Source organism: Pseudomonas reactans (genome assembly GCF_013387025.1).
GTDB classification, from domain to species: domain Bacteria; phylum Pseudomonadota; class Gammaproteobacteria; order Pseudomonadales; family Pseudomonadaceae; genus Aquipseudomonas; species Aquipseudomonas reactans.
In genome coordinates this window covers 1-16,292 of the sequence record NZ_JACAQP010000008.1, presented here as the reverse complement: position 1 = coordinate 16,292, position 16,292 = coordinate 1, and the positions used below count along the sequence as shown (strand labels likewise).

General features: G+C 59.3%; 17 protein-coding genes, 1 tRNA gene and 2 pseudogenes. 9 read left to right on the top strand and 11 right to left on the bottom strand.

Features of this window, described 5'->3' with window-relative positions; all coding sequences use genetic code 11:
* Nucleotides 1-238: 238 nt before the first annotated feature.
* Nucleotides 239-1,033, bottom strand: coding sequence for a DNA/RNA non-specific endonuclease (locus HX793_RS11190; RefSeq protein ID WP_177095480.1), 795 nt, complete (start codon nt 1,031-1,033; stop codon nt 239-241).
* Nucleotides 1,034-1,127: 94 nt separating this feature from the next.
* Nucleotides 1,128-2,345, bottom strand: a complete 1,218-nt coding sequence (locus HX793_RS11185) for an MFS transporter (protein WP_177095478.1) — start codon at nt 2,343-2,345, stop codon at nt 1,128-1,130.
* A gap of 121 nt (nt 2,346-2,466) precedes the next feature.
* On the opposite strand from HX793_RS11185, the gene HX793_RS11180 reads away from it, so the two are divergent.
* Nucleotides 2,467-3,129, top strand: coding sequence for a TetR/AcrR family transcriptional regulator (locus HX793_RS11180; protein ID WP_177095476.1), 663 nt, complete (start codon nt 2,467-2,469; stop codon nt 3,127-3,129).
* On the opposite strand, the gene HX793_RS11175 is transcribed toward HX793_RS11180, so the two are convergent.
* The 3 genes from HX793_RS11175 to HX793_RS11165 form a co-directional block, all read right to left on the bottom strand.
* The gene (locus HX793_RS11175) at nt 3,074-3,997 is read right to left on the bottom strand and encodes a LysR family transcriptional regulator (RefSeq protein ID WP_016976427.1); all 924 of its coding nucleotides are present in this window, start codon (nt 3,995-3,997) and stop codon (nt 3,074-3,076) included. The genes HX793_RS11180 and HX793_RS11175 overlap by 56 nt on opposite strands.
* A gap of 66 nt (nt 3,998-4,063) precedes the next feature.
* Complete coding sequence (locus HX793_RS11170) at nt 4,064-5,389, bottom strand: MFS transporter (RefSeq protein ID WP_177095474.1); 1,326 nt, start codon at nt 5,387-5,389, stop codon at nt 4,064-4,066.
* A gap of 187 nt (nt 5,390-5,576) precedes the next feature.
* Nucleotides 5,577-6,230, bottom strand: coding sequence for a GntR family transcriptional regulator (locus tag HX793_RS11165; protein ID WP_177095472.1), 654 nt, complete (start codon nt 6,228-6,230; stop codon nt 5,577-5,579).
* A gap of 172 nt (nt 6,231-6,402) precedes the next feature.
* On the opposite strand from HX793_RS11165, the gene HX793_RS11160 reads away from it, so the two are divergent.
* Together HX793_RS11160 and HX793_RS11155 are read left to right on the top strand one after the other, a co-directional pair.
* Nucleotides 6,403-7,272 carry an NAD(P)-dependent oxidoreductase gene (locus HX793_RS11160; protein ID WP_177058781.1) on the top strand — a complete coding sequence of 290 codons (870 nt, stop codon included), beginning with the start codon at nt 6,403-6,405 and terminating at the stop codon, nt 7,270-7,272.
* Nucleotides 7,273-7,300: 28 nt separating this feature from the next.
* Nucleotides 7,301-7,942: a 4-carboxy-4-hydroxy-2-oxoadipate aldolase/oxaloacetate decarboxylase gene (locus tag HX793_RS11155; RefSeq protein WP_177053553.1), complete on the top strand. Its 642-nt coding sequence runs from the start codon at nt 7,301-7,303 to the stop codon at nt 7,940-7,942.
* A 22-nt stretch (nt 7,943-7,964) separates the two neighbouring features.
* Here HX793_RS11155 and cuyB read toward each other — a convergent pair whose 3' ends face one another.
* The gene (cuyB, locus tag HX793_RS11150) at nt 7,965-9,410 is read right to left on the bottom strand and encodes a cysteate racemase (RefSeq protein WP_177095470.1); all 1,446 of its coding nucleotides are present in this window, start codon (nt 9,408-9,410) and stop codon (nt 7,965-7,967) included.
* Nucleotides 9,411-9,463: 53 nt separating this feature from the next.
* A pseudogene (locus tag HX793_RS11145) lies at nt 9,464-10,078 on the bottom strand (dicarboxylate/amino acid:cation symporter); the annotation flags it as partial.
* A gap of 173 nt (nt 10,079-10,251) precedes the next feature.
* Between HX793_RS11145 and HX793_RS11140 the strand changes: the two are divergent.
* The 6 genes from HX793_RS11140 to HX793_RS11115 all read left to right on the top strand — a co-directional run bounded on the left by HX793_RS11140 (nt 10,252) and on the right by HX793_RS11115 (nt 13,848).
* The gene (locus HX793_RS11140) at nt 10,252-11,172 is read left to right on the top strand and encodes a LysR substrate-binding domain-containing protein (protein WP_177053556.1); all 921 of its coding nucleotides are present in this window, start codon (nt 10,252-10,254) and stop codon (nt 11,170-11,172) included.
* A 121-nt stretch (nt 11,173-11,293) separates the two neighbouring features.
* Nucleotides 11,294-11,869, top strand: a complete 576-nt coding sequence (rclC, locus tag HX793_RS11135) for a reactive chlorine resistance membrane protein RclC (protein WP_177053557.1) — start codon at nt 11,294-11,296, stop codon at nt 11,867-11,869.
* A 16-nt stretch (nt 11,870-11,885) separates the two neighbouring features.
* Nucleotides 11,886-12,116, top strand: a complete 231-nt coding sequence (locus tag HX793_RS11130; RefSeq protein WP_177053558.1) for a DUF2790 domain-containing protein — start codon at nt 11,886-11,888, stop codon at nt 12,114-12,116.
* Nucleotides 12,117-12,207: 91 nt separating this feature from the next.
* The gene (locus tag HX793_RS11125) at nt 12,208-12,510 is read left to right on the top strand and encodes an ArsR/SmtB family transcription factor (protein WP_016976414.1); all 303 of its coding nucleotides are present in this window, start codon (nt 12,208-12,210) and stop codon (nt 12,508-12,510) included.
* Nucleotides 12,511-12,571: 61 nt separating this feature from the next.
* Nucleotides 12,572-13,552 (top strand): zinc-dependent alcohol dehydrogenase family protein, encoded by a 981-nt coding sequence (locus HX793_RS11120; protein ID WP_177053559.1) that lies wholly within the window; start codon nt 12,572-12,574, stop codon nt 13,550-13,552.
* The gene (locus HX793_RS11115) at nt 13,549-13,848 is read left to right on the top strand and encodes an antibiotic biosynthesis monooxygenase family protein (protein ID WP_016976412.1); all 300 of its coding nucleotides are present in this window, start codon (nt 13,549-13,551) and stop codon (nt 13,846-13,848) included. Before HX793_RS11120 ends, HX793_RS11115 begins: the two co-directional genes overlap by 4 nt.
* A gap of 57 nt (nt 13,849-13,905) precedes the next feature.
* Here the strand turns inward: HX793_RS11115 and HX793_RS11110 are convergent.
* The 4 genes and pseudogenes from HX793_RS11110 to HX793_RS11095 all read right to left on the bottom strand — a co-directional run bounded on the left by HX793_RS11110 (nt 13,906) and on the right by HX793_RS11095 (nt 16,162).
* Nucleotides 13,906-13,978, bottom strand: a tRNA-Lys gene (locus HX793_RS11110).
* A 122-nt stretch (nt 13,979-14,100) separates the two neighbouring features.
* Nucleotides 14,101-14,652 (bottom strand): hypothetical protein, encoded by a 552-nt coding sequence (locus HX793_RS11105; RefSeq protein WP_218178646.1) that lies wholly within the window; start codon nt 14,650-14,652, stop codon nt 14,101-14,103.
* A gap of 455 nt (nt 14,653-15,107) precedes the next feature.
* Nucleotides 15,108-15,341: pseudogene (locus tag HX793_RS31250) on the bottom strand (ABC transporter ATP-binding protein); the annotation flags it as partial.
* A 269-nt stretch (nt 15,342-15,610) separates the two neighbouring features.
* The gene (locus tag HX793_RS11095) at nt 15,611-16,162 is read right to left on the bottom strand and encodes a DUF6990 domain-containing protein (RefSeq protein ID WP_177053562.1); all 552 of its coding nucleotides are present in this window, start codon (nt 16,160-16,162) and stop codon (nt 15,611-15,613) included.
* Nucleotides 16,163-16,292 lie beyond the last annotated feature (130 nt).

The window sequence follows — 16,292 nt, the reverse complement described above, 5'->3', positions numbered from 1 at the left end:
CAAGAGCGTTTTGCTTACTTTGCCGCTTTTGCAAAGTGAGCCGCCGTAAGGGCGGAACCCATATCAGCCGTTACCCAAAAAACGGATATGTACCCGGTCAGATCCAACATCCTGGTCGGCTGTCAGGCCGCCTTCGCAGGCAAGCCAGCTCCCACATTTGGATCGCAGAGTTACAGTTAGGCCGCCGAAGGAAGCAAGCAGCGCCGTACCCAGCGTTGTGCAGACACCTAAGCCCCGATCAGGTCCGCCCCACCGACCCCGACACCGGAAGATCCCCCAACAACCTGAGCCCGGTGCTCTTCACAAACGTCTCATAATCCATCGGTTTTTGAATGCGCGTCTCGGCATTGGGCAGCACATACGCCCAGGCACGTTTGCTGGAGGCGTCGTACACCAGCTTGAACAAGCGCGTCGGCACCCAGACCTTGTTGGCGCCGATGGTGCCGTAGCCAGGGTCGAACAGCGGGCCGGTAAACACGTACACATCGCCACCGGCACGCACGGCAAACTTGCGCACGTCGGCCTCGACCTTGCTCCAGATCTTGCGGTTGTTGGTAGGGTCCTGGGGCACCATGTTCGACAGCGCGAACGACTGCGCCATGGCGTTGGCATTCGGCGCGTCGGCGGCTGGGGACTGGTGGCCACGGTCCACGGCGGGATGCTGGGCGCGGTAGTCGCTCAACTCCGCCCGGCCACCTTTGGGAATGCGCGGATCGGCGTAGAACTGGTTGGTGCGCTCCTCGCCCTTGGCGTCTTTCAGGAGTGCTGCATTCAGCCGTTCTACCACTACCAGGGGCGTCTTGCTGGTTTGCGAATAGAGCACTGCAAAATGGTCGGAGCACAGGGCCAGGGGTTTCATCGCGGCCGGCACGGTGGCGGTCTTGATCGGTGCGGCGGGGAACAGGTCGGCGCAACTGTCGAAGCTGAGCTGTTTTTCCTGTTTGGAATAGAGGTCCGGCAAGCTTCGGGCGTTGGCCCCAGAGGAAAGCAAAACAAGGGCGGTCAGCCCAACGGCAATTTTGCGTAGGTACATGCATTAAATCTTCGAAAGGAAGTGAAGCGGCTGGCTCCGCCGAGCGGAGCCAAGTGAATGATATTGCGAGGATTATTGACTAACGAATGTCAGATTAGTGCCCGACCACTGTAGGTTTTCCCACATCCCGCGCGCCCGGCTTGAAGCCATGGGCGCTGGCCCCCCAGGCGATCACCAGCGACACGCCGATCAACACCAGCATGGCCCACGGAAACGACGCCACGCCCCAGGTGTCCAGCAACACCCCGCCGACCACGCCGCTGCCGGCAATCGCGCTGTTCCATGCCACCACATTCAGCGACAGCGCGACGTCAGCGCCATCCCCCGCCGCATCGGCCAGGGCGGTTTGCAGCAAGGTCGCGGCGCCGCCGAAACTCAGGCCCCACACCGCCACGCCGACGTAGATCACCTCAGGTACATTCCCCAGGAAGCCGAACACCAGGCTTATCGCCGCAAAGGTCACCAAACTCACCAGCACGGTCTGGCGCAGCAGCGGCTCGACCAACTTGGCCGTGAGCCAGATCCCCGCCAGCGCGGCCACCCCGAACACCAACAGCACCAGGTCAACTCGCTCCGCCAATCCGGCAGGCGCTACGAACGGCGCGATGTAGGTGTAGAGAATGTTGTGCGCCAGCATCCAACTGATCACCACCGCCAACACCGGCCGCACGCCCGGCGTGGTCAACACCTTGCCCAAGGACAGGCGCTGATGCGCAGGTTGAGGCGCGTAGTCCGGGACTTTCACCAGCACCCACGCAATCAGCACCAGGCTCACCGCCGACATCAGGCCAAAAGTCGTGCGCCAGCCCACCAATCCACCCAGCCACGTACCCAACGGCACACCCAACGACAACGCAATCGGCGTCCCCACCATCGCCAGTGCCAGTGCCTTGCCCTGTTGATGCGGCGCAACCATGCGCCGGGCGTAACCGGCCAGCAGGCTCCAGGCCAACCCGGCCGCCACACCGGCAAAGAACCGCGCCACCAGGGTCACGCCATAGTGAGACGACAACGCGGTGATGGAGTTGAACAGCAGAAAGCCGACGATGGTCAGCAGCAACACGTTACGCCGCCGCCAGCCACGGGTGGCGATGGTCATAGGGATCACTGCCAGCACCGAACCCAAGGCATAGGCGGTGACCATCTGCCCGGCCATCGACGGCGAAATCGCCAAGCCCTCGCTGATCAACGGTAACAGGCCCGCCGGTAGCGTTTCGGTGACGATGCAGATGAAGCCGGTCATGGCCAGGGCAAGCAAAGCACCGATGGGCAAACGGTCGGATGACACCGGTAATGTAAGTGAGGGGGTCACGGGAAACTCCTTGAGCGGGACTTAGATACTGATCGATATAAATGTTGCAGGCGCACACATCACATTGTCAATGACTTATGTATCGACTAGTATTTATCTCGCTATCCACCGGAGACCAGACATGGCACAGATGGGCCGCCCCCGCACTTTCGACCGCGAACACGCCGTAGACCAGGCGCTGCACCTGTTCTGGCAACACGGCTACGACGCCACCTCCCTCGCCCAGCTCAAGGCCGGCCTGGGTGGCGGCATCTCCGCACCGAGTTTTTACGCGGCCTTCGGCTCCAAAGAGGCGTTGTTCGACGAATGCGTGCAGCGTTACCTGGCGACCTACGCCCAAGTCACCGAGTGCCTGTGGGATGAAAGCCTGTTACCGCGTCAGGCGGTTGAAACAGCACTGCGCCAGTCGGCACGCATGCAGTGCGAAGACGGCCACCCCAAGGGCTGTATGGTGGCGCTGGGGGTGATGAGCGCACCGAGCCCGGAGAATGCACGGGTGGCGGATGGGTTGACGCAGTCGCGGCGGCGCACAAGCGCGGGGATTATGGCGTGTGTGGAGCGGGCGATGCGCCTGGGTCAGTTGCCACAAACGCTCAACCCAGACGTGATGGCGACGGTGTTTGACAGCTTTCTGCAGGGCATTTCGATCCTGGCGCGGGACAATGTGCCCCATGCAACTATCGACGCTGCAATCAGCCAGCTCCTGCTGACCTGGGATATCGCGGCCTCTACGGCGCCGCCCATTCGTCCCGACACTGCATCAGGAAATCCACAAACGCCCTAACCCGATGCGGCACATAGCGCCCATGGGGATACAACAAGGTAAACGGCCGCGAACGCCCGCCAAACGGTTGCAATACCTCCACCAGGCTACCGTTTGCCAGTTCCTGTTCGACGATGAACTTGTAGGTCTGAAACAACCCCGCGCCATGCTTGGCCAGGGTCACGCCGCCGAGCACATCGTCGGAACAACTGTACCCCGCCTCCCCCGCATACTCTTGCGGCTTGCCATCCACCTGGAACAACCAGGAGATGCGCCGGCCATTGCTCGGCAGTTCGTACTGGATGCATTCATGGGTGGGCAAATCTTCCAGCGTCTGTGGGATGCCGGCGCGCTTCAGGTAAGACGGCGATGCCACTACTACCAGTTCGCCGTCTTCCAACAGGCGGGCAATCAGCGACGAGTCCGGCTGGGCGCGCACGCGGATGGCCAGGTCGTACCCTTCGGCGACAAAGTCGATATTGCGGTTGCTGATGTGGATATCCACCGTGACTTGCGGGTACAGCGCGCGAAACCTGGGCAGCAGCGGCAGCAAGCGGTGATGGGCGTAGGTGGTGGGAATGCTGATACGCAGCAAGCCCGACGGCACGGCCTGTGCGCCCATAACTTCCTGCTGCGCCTCCACCAGTTGGGTCAAGGCCTGGCGGCATTGCTCGAAAAAGGTCCGACCACTGTCGGTGAGACGAATGCTGCGGGTGGTGCGCACAAACAGGCGTGAACCCAGGCGTTCTTCCAGGCGTGAGATGCTGCGGCTCACGGCCGCCGGGGTGACACCCGCCACCTGCGCGGCAGCGGTGAAGCTGCTGGCTTCGGCGGCGAGGCAAAACAACTCGATACTGCCTAGCTGCAAATCTTCGAAATGGCGCTTCATAGGGGGATACCGGGGATTTCGCTCAAGGCTGCCACGCTAGCGCCAGCAACCCTGAGCACGCAAGCGCTAGCGTAAAACCGGCACCGGCTCAGCAATGGTCAGCAGCACCAGGAAACTGGCAAAGGAGCCGATCGCCATGAACAGGAACACCTGGGACCAGCCGTAACTGTCGAGCAGCAACCCCACCAGAAACGGCGCCGCCGCGCCACCCAACTGCCCGCCCATGTTGACGATGGCACTGGCAATCGGAAAGGTCTTCTTGGTAGCCAGACCCATCGGGTAAACCATGTAGGACGAGTAACCGATGCTGATCAAGGTGCCGGTGAGGAACAGCAACGCGGCGTACAAGGTCGGGTCATTCGGTGAGTTGATCAGCGCGTACATGGTGCCGACCGTGGCCAGCGCCGAGAGCATCATGCCGGGCTTGCGCCGCTTGCCCAGCACGCGGTCGGACAGGATACCGCCGAGCAGGTTACCGCAGATCGCCCCCACCCACGGCGCCGCCGAGACAAAGCCCATGTTCATGATCGAGAACTGTTTGACCGTCATCAGGTAGGTGGGAATCCACGACAACAGCACCATGGTGATGCCCACCTGGAAGCTGTAGCTCAGCGCACAGCCGACCACGTTCCAAGACCGAAACAACCCGCGACTGGTCGCGATAGGTTCCACCGGTTTGACGCGGATAAAGGCGTCCAGGCGCTTGAAGTGCCGTTGCGCGCCTTCGCTCTTCTGAGTGATGACGTTGTTGGTTTCATCGGTGATATGCGCCAGCTCGCCGGCATTCACAAAGCGGCTTTGCGCCGGCTGGTTGGCCACCAGGAAGTACCAGGCGATGGACAGCACAATGCCCGGCACGGCAAAGATGTAGAAGATCTCACGCCAGCCCCACATCGCCACGATCGCCACGCACAAGGGTGGCACGATCACCGGGCCGAACTTCACCGCAGCCAGGAAAATACCCGTCGCCGTGCCCTTCTCCTTAGCCGGGAACCACTGGTTGATGGTCGACGCGATGCCAATCGGCAGCGGGCCTTCGGCAATCCCCAGGGCAAAACGATAGATCTTCAAGGCCAGCACCGAATTGACCGTGCCCATCAAGGCGGTGAACACCGAGGTGGCGATCATCGAAAACGAGAAGATCTTGCGCACCCCGAAACGGCTGGAGGCAAAGCCCGAGGGGATCTGCGCCAGCGCGTAGGCCAGCAGGAAGACACTGAGCAACGCACCGGCTTCGGCGTTGGTCATCGGGTATTCCTCGCGGATAAACGGCAAGGCCACGCCCAGGTTGGCGCGGTCGGCCGAGGCCACGGTGTACACGAGAAAAAACAGCCCTGCGACGATCCAGCGGAAACGCGACGGTTTTTCAGCGGTGGAGACCTGAATACTCATACGGGATACCTGGTTTTATTATTGGAATGTGCCGTGTGTGTCGAATCCGGGGTGCAGGCTCCCGCTGAGGCCGGTTCAGCCACCTCAGGTCTGGCGTTTCTTTGGGTCCCTGTGAATGTCAGGCAGGAGTCATTGCCCGGTCTCGTGGCGCCGACTCTAACGCATATTGTTTTAGTTTTGTATTTTTTTATCGACGAACGGGCGACTCACTGCGCCGCGCCATGAAGCGCAGGTAGGCCATGCGGATATGGGTTTGCATGGCGCGCTGGGCCAACTCGCCATCGTTCTGCTCGATGGCATAGGTGATGTCCAGGTGCTGCTGCAGGCTGCGCTCCAGGTCGGCCGGGCGGTAGAGGAAAAACGAACGGGTGATCACCGGCATGTCGATCAAGGTCGCGAGCATCGACTTGAGCCGCTGCGAGCGGGCGATCTCCAGTACCTGCGCGTGGAATGCACGGTTGGCTTCCTGCACGCGCAGGGTCACATCGGGCCCTTTGCTGGCGATGGCATCCGCCATCAGCGCGTTGATACGGTGCAGTTCAGCCACGTCCCGCGGCGTCGCGCGTTGGGCGGCGAGCAGCGCGGCATGGGGTTCGAGCAACTCGCGCAAGCTGAACATTTCTTCCAGGTCCCACTGGGTCCAGCCGGCGACAAACACCCCACGGTTGGCCTCGATCACCGCCAGGCCGTCGTCCACCAGCTTCTTCAGCGACGCGCGCACCGGCGTGCGGCTCAGGCCGAATTCCTTGCCCAGCGGTTCTTCCTTGAGCTGCGTGCCGGGCTCGTACTGGCCGGCAATGATGCGGTTTCTCAAGGTCTCGTAGATGAGATCGTTGGCCATGTTTGCCTTCTGTGTCGAGGTGGGTCAGGGCTCTGCCCCGGGGTGCCAGCAGCGGATTCTGAGGCTTGTCGCACGCCAATGACAGTGTACCGTCCGCGCACTTTGTACAAAAATCGTTTGCAATCGCCTAGATTGTATTTTAATTGTATTGCCACCTGAATCCGGAGGCGACATGAAAATAACAATCGTAGGGCTCGGCGAAGTCGGCCGTTGCTATGCCCAGGCCTTGGCGTCCAATACCACCGTGGAGCTGCTGTTCTGCGAGCAACGCATCGCACCGGCGGCACAACGGTTGGCGGACCAATTGGGCGTGCCGATCCACTCTCGCGTAGGTGACTGGCTGGCCGAATCGGACTGCGTGCTGTCCTGCGTGGTGGGGACGCAGTCCCTGGAAGTGACCCGTGAATGCCTGGCGCACCTCAAGCCCGGCGCGCTGTTCGCCGACCTCACCACCGCCGCCCCCGAGCGCAAGCGCCTGGCCGGTGCAGAGGCCGCCCGGCAACGGGTCGACTACGTGGACGTCGCGATCATGGGCGCCATCGCTTACCTGCGAGAAAAGACCCCACTGCTGTGCTCCGGCCCAAAGGCAGATGCATTTGTCGAACTGTTGCTCGCTGCCGGAGCCACCGCGCGCGCCCTGCCCGCCAGCCAACCCGGCGATGCAATCACGCTGAAAATCCTGCGCAGCGTCTTCACCAAAGGCATGGAAGCACTGGCAGTGGAAGTCCTGCTGGCCGCCGAACGCCAACAACTGCGCCCCGCCCTCTATGAAGTGCTCAAGGACATCGACCAGGCACCTCTGCCCGCCTTCCTGGAAATGCTCGTGTCCACCCACGTGGTGCACGCCACACGGCGCTTGCATGAAGTCGAAGAAGCCGAGCGCCAACTGGCCTCGCTCGGCATTGCCAGCAGCGTACTCGGAGGCGTGCGCCAGCGCTTCAGCCACAGCAGCGAAGGCCTGGCGCTGGAACCGATCACCGAAGAAAAACCGAGCCTAGCCCAAGCATTGGATTGGCTGAGTCGCCACACCCCGACCGCCTGAACCTTATTCATAAAAACGGAACACCATCATGCCTGTTACCCAAGACCAGCTCGACACCCTCAAACAACTGGGCACCGCCACCATCCACGAAGCCCAGGGCCAGAAAGGCGCCTTGGACAGCGGCCTGCGCCCGGTCGACCCAAGCCTGCGCCTGGCCGGCCCGGCCCTGACTGTAGACTGCCGCCCCGACGACAACCTGGCCATCCACTACGCACTGACCAAAGCCAAAACCGGCGATGTGCTGGTGGTGGACGCCAAGGGCTTCATGGAAGCTGGCCCCTGGGGCGACCTGCTGACCCTGGCCTCACAAAAGCTCGGGATTGTCGGTTTGGTGATGAACGGCGCGGTGCGCGACGCCAACGCCATCATCGAGATGGGCTTCCCGACGTTTTCCCGCGGCCTGAGCATCAAGGGCACCAACAAATGCCAACCGGGCAAAGTCAACGTGCCCATTGTGATAGGCGGCGTGAACATCAACCCGGGCGACATCATCGTCGGGGACCGCGATGGGCTGGTGGTGGTGGAGCAGGATCGCGTTGAAGAAGTGATCCGGTTGAGCCGTAGTCGGGAAGATAAGGAGGATGGGATTCGGGCGGGGCTGGAGGCTGGGAAAAGTACGGTTGACCTGCTGGGGTTGGCGCCGACGCTGGAGAAATTTGGGATGCGCTGAGCTCTCATGAGCGATACAGCCCCTACTTAAAGAATGAAGTGGCTCGCTCTACGCACTTGCGCGCCAGGATGGTCGTCGGATCCACCAGTGCCACACGGTGCTGGTTGATCTGAAACGACTCACTGTGCGCCAACACCAACGGCAATTCCGTACACCCCAAAATCAATACCCTCGCCCCCTGCTCACACAAATGCTCCGCCGCCAGCAGCAACTGCTCGCGACAGACGCCCTCGGTAAACCCAGCCTTGATACCCCGCTCGCCATAAATTGCTTCCATCACCAGCGCCTGGTAATCGAAACCGGGCGTGATCAGTTGCAACCCTGAACGCCGCGCCGCCTGGTGGTAGACCTGGCTTTGCAGGGTGCCGGAAGTCGCCAGCAAACCGACCGCCTGGCCACTGCCGTAGGTGTGCACGATCCACTCCACCGTCTCGCTGAGCATGTTGACGATAGGCACGCGCAGGTGCGCCTGGATGCGTTCGACAAACGCATGGGCGGTGTTGCACGGGATCGCGATGGCTTGGGCGCCAGCGCTTTCCAGGCGTTTGCAGGTGGCGTACAGGGCCAGGGTGGGGTCGGTTTCGTCGCGCAACAGGTTGGCGGTGCGGTCGGGGATCTGTGGGTTCTGCTCCACCACCATCTTGATATGGTCTTGGTCCTTGCCCGCCGGAGTGTGGGCGACCACCTTGCCCATGAAGTCCACGGTGGCCGCAGGGCCGACGCCACCGACGATGCCCAGTTTGAATGGCGGCTGGCGTGTCGGGCCGTCGGCCTGGGTGGCGAACTCGGCATAGATCTGGTTGATGTCGAGCACGCTGATGCCGCGCCGCTGCAGGTCGCCGCACACCAGTGACAGTTCGGTCATGCCCGGCACGATCACCGTGGCGCCCTGCCCTTGCAATGACAGGCACGCCTGGTAGACCGACTCCAGCGGCACGCCATCGAGGTGGCCGTCCTTGATGCCGTTGACGCCATACATGGCCTCCATCAACGCGACCTGGGCGTGGTCCTCCGGGTACACCAGGTTGAAGTGTTGGCCGAGGTGCTTCTCAAACAATCCACAGTGGCGCACGAAGTCCGACGCAACCACGCCCAGGGTGGTGCCCGGTGTGACATTGCGCAGGATGTGCCGGACGAGTGCCTGCATCATGTCCAGCACAGGAATACCCAGCTCCTGCTGGATCTCCTCGCGAAAGGTCTGGCTGGCGAAACACGGCAGCAGTACCGCATCCACGCCGCTGCCTTCAAAGGTCTTGCACACCTGGAACACATAGAATTTGCGCGCGGTCATGCTCGCGTGGCGGTCCAGGGGCAACAACACATCCTTGAACGGGTGCTGCTCGAACAGGAAGTGATAACGGCCCTGGTCCTCCAGCACGGCCTTGGACTTGACCAGTTTGTAGAACAGATCACCGCCCGCCAGCGAGCCGAGCCCGCCGACGATGCCCAATCGAGAAGTGGTGGTCATGTGCGCACCATTTGCGGCAGCTCGGCAAGTTCTTCCTCGGTTTCGGATTTCGCGACAACCGCCGTGGCGATACTGTTGCCCACCACGTTGGTGGCAGTGCGCGCCATGTCGAGGAACTGGTCGATACCGATGATATGCGTGTAACCGGCGCGCTTGACGCCAGCCAGCGCGAAGCCGAAGAACAGCGAAAACACCACGATCTGCAGGATCTCGTTGTTGGCCATCGCCTCGGCAATGCTGCGCGGGAACACGTGACTGATAAAGGTCTTGAGACTGAAGTCCCCGGTATTGACGGGCGCCGTCGCCGTGGCGTGTTGCACCACCTGCATGTTCAACCCGGCGCCCGGCTGGAACAGGTTGACCAGCGCCATGCCGAGCATCAGCGAGACCAGCGACGCCGTGACGAACCAGAGCATCGCCCGCATCCCGATACGCCCCACCGAACGCGAACTGCCCATGCTCGCGATGCCGCCCACCAGGGTGGCGAACACCAGCGGCGCAATGATCATCTTGATCATGCGCAGGAAGATGTCGGTCACCATCGAAAAGTACCCGGCCAGTTCCTTGGCGGCCTGCTCGCTGCCTGCATAGCGGTGACACGCCCAACCCACCAGCACGCCCAGGGCGATGCCGACTGCAATGCGACGGGGGAGTTTGTTCTTGTTCACAGGTGCGGCCCTCGGATGGCCTTTGTTGTATGCCGAGGATTCTAGGGACAGCCCCCAACCACCATGATGAGTAATCCGGCTAACCCCATGCGCGTTTGGAATAGTTTGCAAAAAGCCAAGCCCCGCCTGGGCGCGGCGGCTTACACTCAAGGCTCATAGCCTGGAGAACCGGCATGCAGATCAAATGGTTGGACGACCTCCTGGCCATCGCCGAGTGGAAGAACTTTTCCCGCGCCGCCGAAGTGCGCTGCGTGACTCAATCGGCCTTGTCGCGGCGCATTCGCTCACTGGAAGACTGGGTGGGTGTCGAACTGGTCGACCGTGGCACCTACCCGGTGCAACTCACCGCCGCAGGCGTCGCCTTCTGCAGCGAAAGCCGCGACGCCCTGGCCGGTCTGATGCGCCTGCGCGCCAGCCTGCGTGAAGTGGAACGCATGCCGGGCCGCTCGATCCAGGTGACCGCCGGCCACAGCCTGTCGATGACCTTCCTGCCCAAGTGGCTGGCGCAATTCCAGCGGCACACCGAGCAGTTCAATGCGCGCGTAGTGGCGGCGAATATTCATGATGCGGTGATTGCACTGGAAGAAGGCAGCTGCGACTTGATGATCGTCTACCACCACCCGCTGGCGCCGATCCTGCTGGATGCGCAACGCTTCGGCAGCCTGGCGTTGGGACATGACGCATTCATCCCGCTGTGCGCCCCGGACAAACGTGGCCGGCCGCTCTATCGCCTGCCGGGAACTGCGGGAAAACCCGTCCCGCACCTGGCGTACACCGCCACCACATTCCTGGGCCGGGTTGCGGAAATCGTGATCAAGAACGGCCCTGCTCCCGCTGTGCTGGAGCGCTGCTACGAAGCCGACATGGCCATGCTGCTGATGCGCATGGCTATCGAAGGTTATGGCGTAGCGTGGCTGCCGCAGAGCGCGGTGGTGGATGAGTTGGAACGTGGGCTGCTGGTGCGTGCCGGGGGAGAGGAATGGAGCACGCGGTTGGAGATTCGCTCGTATTGTGCGATTGAAAACCAGAACCCGACCATGAGGAAGTTGTGGCGCACGCTGGAAGGCTGGCGCGCAGGAACACCCGACGCCTGATACCCCCCATCTTTGAGACGATCAGACAAAAACCTGAGCCTTACGCAACAAGGCTCCTCCCTGCAAAACCGCACACTTCTCCCACGTTCTCACACACCGTGGAATGATTGGAGAAGCCCTCATGTTGCATTCATTCACCGCCGGCCTGCGTGTGGTTGGCAAGCTCGACCCCCTTGGCACCCACCTGATGCGTCTCGCGATCGGCATCGTCTTCCTGTGGATCGGCGCGCTGAAATTCGCCCCCTACGAAGCCGACAGCATTACCCCTTTTGTCGCCAACAGCCCATTTCTGTCGTTCTTCTACCAGCACCCGCAGGACTACAAGGCGCACCTGACTCACGAGGGTGAGCTGGACCCGGACAAACGTGCCTGGCAAACGGCCAACCACACCTACGCCTTCTCCTACGGGCTGGGCACGGTGGAAATCCTGATCGGCCTGCTGGTGCTCTCCAACCCGCTCTCGCGCAAGACCGGCCTGCTCGGCGGCGCCCTCGCCTTTGCCACGCCGCTGGTGACCTTGAGTTTTCTGATCACCACCCCTGAAGCGTGGGTGAGTGCGGCGGGCGATGCCCAGCATGGGTTTCCCTACCTCTCCGGCGGCGGCCGGCTGGTGCTCAAGGATCTGCTGATGCTCGCCGGCGCCCTGCCCGTCATGGCCGATTCCGCTCGTCGCTTACTGAAAGAACAGTCCCTTTGAATCCTGGAGCCTCACCATGAAAATGTTAGCCGCGCTTTGCCTTACGTTCGTAGTCAGCAACGCCTTCGCCGCGCCCGCCGTAGAACCCGCCCAGACCGGCGTGCCGCTGGATGTGGCCAAAACCATCAGTGTCACCGACACCAGCCAGGTCTGCGGCGTGGTTCCAGTCGAGTGGATCTACGATGACTCGCAGGGTGTACGGCATATTGCGAGCTACCTGGTGATGGGAAGCGGATGCACAAACTGAAGGAATCAGGGCAACCCAAGAGGCCTGCATCGCTGCAGGCTTTCTGCATTTTTCAGATTGACATATCGGTAAATCTCGATATTCTCGCGCCATGGACCTACTCGAAATATTCAAAGCCCTCTCAAACCGGACCCGACTCGAAATCCTGAAAGGTTTGAAGGACCCCGAAAAGAACTTCCCTGCCCAGGATGAGGGGGACGTTCATACCGTGGGCGTCTGCGTCAGCAGTATTCAGGAAGGCGTCGGGCTGTCGCAGTCGACCGTGTCTGATTACCTGGCAACGTTGCACCGCGCGGGCCTGATCGAAACCCGGCGCATCGGCCAGTGGACCTACTACAAGCGAAACGAAGCAACCATCCGTGCGCTTGCCGAGATCATCGGCAAGGACCTGTAATTTTTTACCCCAGGATATCGATAATTCCCGATATCCCTTTTTGCCGAAACGAGGTATTACAATGAAAGCGATGAGGCTTAAATCATTTGGTGGCGCGGATGCGTTCGAACTCTGCGAAGTGCCCAAGCCAGTACCACAGACCGGTCAGGTCCTGGTACGGGTTCACGCCACCTCCATCAACCCGCTGGATTATCAGGTACGGCGCGGAGATTACGCCGACCTGGTGCCACTCCCGGCTATCACCGGTCATGACGTCTCCGGCGTTGTCGAAGCCATCGGCTCGGGCGTGACGAACTTCGCGCCAGGCGATGAAGTCTGGTACACCCCGCAGATATTCGATGGCCCTGGCAGTTATGCCGAATACCACGTGGCGGCCGAAAGCATTATCGGGAAAAAACCTCCCACCTTGAGTCACTTGGAGGCAGCCAGCCTGAGCCTGGTCGGGGGGACGGCATGGGAAGCACTGACCGTACGCGCAGCGCTTCGAGTGGGGGAAAGCATCCTGATACACGGCGGCGCTGGCGGCGTTGGCCACATAGCGATCCAACTGGCAAAGGCGATCGGCGCAAGGGTGTTCACGACAGTGCGCGAAGCCAATATTGAGTTCGTTAAAAGCCAGGGTGCCGATGTGATCATCGACTACGAAAAAGAAGACTACGTCGACGCGATCATGCGGGAAACGGATGGCCGTGGCGTCAATGTGGTGTTCGACACCATCGGCGGCAACACCCTGTCGCGCAGCCCCGACGCCCTCGCACAACTGGGCCGTGTGGTCTCGATCGTGGACATTGCCCAGCCACAGAACCTGGTCCAGGCCTGGGGCAAGAATGCGAGTTATCACTTCGTATTCACCCGGCAAAACCGCGGCAAGTTGGATGAGTTGAGCAGCTTAGTCGCGCAAGGCCAACTGCGCCCTCACGTTGGCGCCGTCTATGCACTGGCGGACATCGGGCTCGCCCATGCGCGACTGGAAAGCCGCAACAACGGCATCCAAGGGAAGATTGCGATAGCTGTCGAGCCAATTGAAGGAGCCACGCCATGATTTACGAGATCGCCCTGCTTCCCGTTCACAAACAACATATGGATGAGTTCCGGCAGGCCTTTGCGCAGGTCGCACCATTGCTTGCCCGCGCGAAAGGCTACCAGGGCCACATGCTCGCGCAAGGGATCGAAACACCTGAGCGATTCAATCTGATTGTGCGCTGGAAATCGCTTGAGGATCACACGCCGGGGTTCGAAGCGAGTGAGGACCATCAGGTGTTCATGTTGGGTCTGGAGGCGTTTTTTTCGGAGGAACCGCAGGTGTATCACGTGGAGGGGACAGGGTTTAGCGTCTAGAGAAATCCAGGACAAAAAAAGCCTGCATCGCTGCAGGCTTCTCTTTATGTCGCTACCTGGCTCCACGACCTGGACTCGAACCAGGGACCCAATGATTAAGAGTCACTTGCTAGCTGTTAGGCGCACTGGGGCCACGACGAAATGTGGCGCAGAAAATGGGTTAGCTGCATAGCGTGGGTCGCATGAATTATGCCTCACTTAACTTCCTGACCAACGTAGCCGCCACAGTAGTATTTGCCGCTTTTCGCTACTTTAGCGCGGAGCTTTTTCAATGCTGCTAAAGGCATCGATGTAAGCAGCCTTCAACGCAAGACTAACAGCATTTAGTGTTTCGGACTTAAGATAGGCTAGATTCTGACTAACCAACCCTTGGCCTGCCCTCTTTATTTTCACACGCGACTGCCCGGTATATTTAGCCGTCCCGATATACACCGAGAGCCTCGCTTCGCACGCATAATAATCAGGACTGTTCCAGGTTTTGACAAAAATCCGGTCGATCTCGACTCTGGTTTTTATGCTCGCATCTGCGTCGGATCCGATTGACCGTTTGGTAAACTCAGACCAATCGGTGACTGGGATATTAGCGAAACCCTCGTACAGGCCCACCTCATAGTTGGCCGCATGCCACACCACCTTACTACGCTCGGAACAGGGAGCGCAGCGTTCATCGCCAGATAGGCTGGTTATCGTTGAGTGAATGGTTTTGTTTTTGATCGCAGACAGTTCTGCGTCTGTGGTGTAGGCCGCGAAGTGCAGTTGATTGGTTACGCAGCCGGACAAAAGAAAAAACAAAACCAACAACATACTAGATCTCACTACAACTCCTCCTCTCGCAAGCACTTATACAAGCACGTCATTATTTAATCCTGAAACAGGGTTACACCTATTTCAAACCTAGAAAGTATCACATCACCAGAAAAACTGGACAGATTTATTTTCGATCAAAAACCAACACACCCACATCAATAAAACTATAAAAAACAAACTCATCACACTTCCCGGCATCAGCACTGGCACCAATACCTTTTCACAGATTATCTAAGACCGAATAAACCTGTCCCCTTTTCTCTTCGCCAACGACGTCTTCGATATGTTGTACCGGCCCAAAAGAATAAAAAAGGGGACAGATTTATTTTCTATTCAGCCTAGCAAATGGGTAATAAGTTAATCCGTCCCCTTTTTCGCTCTGGAGGCGCAGGCTTTTGTCCATCGACGCAACAATCAAGGCGTTAAGCAGGGTGCGGCTGGCGCCTACGGAATTCGTCGACAATCAAAATCTGGGGATCAGCATTGGTTGCAACGGCAAACGCCAGGCGAACCATCATCCCACTGGAGTAGCTTTTTACCGGCCGATCGATGAAATCCCCAATCTCTGCGAACGCCCCGATGGAGGGAAAGCGAGCAAAGGTTCCAGCATAGGAGAGCCAAAGGACGGAGGCGTTCATATAAACGTTTTCGCAACCGCTGAATTCCGGGTTGAATCCAGAGCCTACAGAAGTAGCCCTGTAACACCAGGCAGTTTTCCTCAAATCAAGACGGTACAGAATGGCGCCTTCAAGCAATCACACCATGCACATTGGTTGCCGGGGCAAGTCCAAGCAAAATAAGCCTGCATCGCTGCAGGCTTCTCCTATCCGTCTGAGCAGATCTTTTAATTTTTTGATCTGCTCCCTTAGCAGCCGTGCTGTAGTTGCTAATTATCTTGCCTTTGGCAAGGCTCAAATACTATTTACAATAGATCGCACAATACAGCTCCGCGTACTTACTCTTTGCTCTGAGCCAGCAAGAGAGCCCGAACGATCATTTCAGGAGTGATGTAGGGAACAAAGCCTAACCTATCCCCCCGCTCGAAACTGCGTTTATAACTCGAAAGAGTATTCTCATCTCTGGCTATAGCTAGAGCGGCCAAATGCCTCAATGGCATAGCCCCTTTCGAATGTGTTGGCAAAGCCCTATACACTGAAAGGCCTACTTCTATATCTTGCCTAGCTGCCCAAAATAGAGCCTCTTCGGACAGTCTAACCACCTCATCCCTGGAGAAATTCAAAATTTTCTCTGGTGGGTTATTACTCACGATAATTGGAACGTATTTCCTATATTCGTCCAAAATAAATGCAACCGCAGAAATAAATCCGGCAGTGGAAACGGATGGCATGAAAGAAACCCTGAAGTGGTCAGAGCGCACGCCCACGGCCGGGATGATTTGAACCTGCATGCAGCCAATGTCCATTAGGCAAAAGGAATCTCCCACCTCATCCTTGTCCCGTCGCCAACCCAAATCTTCCAAAGTTGAAAATACTTGTTTTTCGTTCATTTTTTAGCACCAGGAAATATCATGACTTCAATCGGAATCCCGTTGGGATAACCTTGATCCTTCAGAGCCTTGCCTGGGATAAGCCCAAACCTCTCTGCTACTTGCCCTCTAGGGATGGTCTGAAGTAGCC

Coding starts and splice junctions, on each gene's coding strand:
- HX793_RS11160 (WP_177058781.1), top strand. CDS start 6,403: ATGAAAATAACAATCGTAGGGCTCGGCGAAGTCGGCCGTTGCTATGCC.
- HX793_RS11155 (WP_177053553.1), top strand. CDS start 7,301: ATGCCTGTTACCCAAGACCAGCTCGACACCCTCAAACAACTGGGCACC.
- HX793_RS11105 (WP_218178646.1), bottom strand. CDS start 14,652: ATGTTGTTGGTTTTGTTTTTTCTTTTGTCCGGCTGCGTAACCAATCAA.
- HX793_RS11140 (WP_177053556.1), top strand. CDS start 10,252: ATGCAGATCAAATGGTTGGACGACCTCCTGGCCATCGCCGAGTGGAAG.
- rclC (WP_177053557.1), top strand. CDS start 11,294: ATGTTGCATTCATTCACCGCCGGCCTGCGTGTGGTTGGCAAGCTCGAC.
- HX793_RS11170 (WP_177095474.1), bottom strand. CDS start 5,389: ATGAGTATTCAGGTCTCCACCGCTGAAAAACCGTCGCGTTTCCGCTGG.
- HX793_RS11120 (WP_177053559.1), top strand. CDS start 12,572: ATGAAAGCGATGAGGCTTAAATCATTTGGTGGCGCGGATGCGTTCGAA.
- HX793_RS11165 (WP_177095472.1), bottom strand. CDS start 6,230: ATGGCCAACGATCTCATCTACGAGACCTTGAGAAACCGCATCATTGCC.
- HX793_RS11130 (WP_177053558.1), top strand. CDS start 11,886: ATGAAAATGTTAGCCGCGCTTTGCCTTACGTTCGTAGTCAGCAACGCC.
- cuyB (WP_177095470.1), bottom strand. CDS start 9,410: ATGACCACCACTTCTCGATTGGGCATCGTCGGCGGGCTCGGCTCGCTG.
- HX793_RS11125 (WP_016976414.1), top strand. CDS start 12,208: ATGGACCTACTCGAAATATTCAAAGCCCTCTCAAACCGGACCCGACTC.
- HX793_RS11115 (WP_016976412.1), top strand. CDS start 13,549: ATGATTTACGAGATCGCCCTGCTTCCCGTTCACAAACAACATATGGAT.
- HX793_RS11180 (WP_177095476.1), top strand. CDS start 2,467: ATGGCACAGATGGGCCGCCCCCGCACTTTCGACCGCGAACACGCCGTA.
- HX793_RS11095 (WP_177053562.1), bottom strand. CDS start 16,162: ATGAACGAAAAACAAGTATTTTCAACTTTGGAAGATTTGGGTTGGCGA.
- HX793_RS11190 (WP_177095480.1), bottom strand. CDS start 1,033: ATGTACCTACGCAAAATTGCCGTTGGGCTGACCGCCCTTGTTTTGCTT.
- HX793_RS11175 (WP_016976427.1), bottom strand. CDS start 3,997: ATGAAGCGCCATTTCGAAGATTTGCAGCTAGGCAGTATCGAGTTGTTT.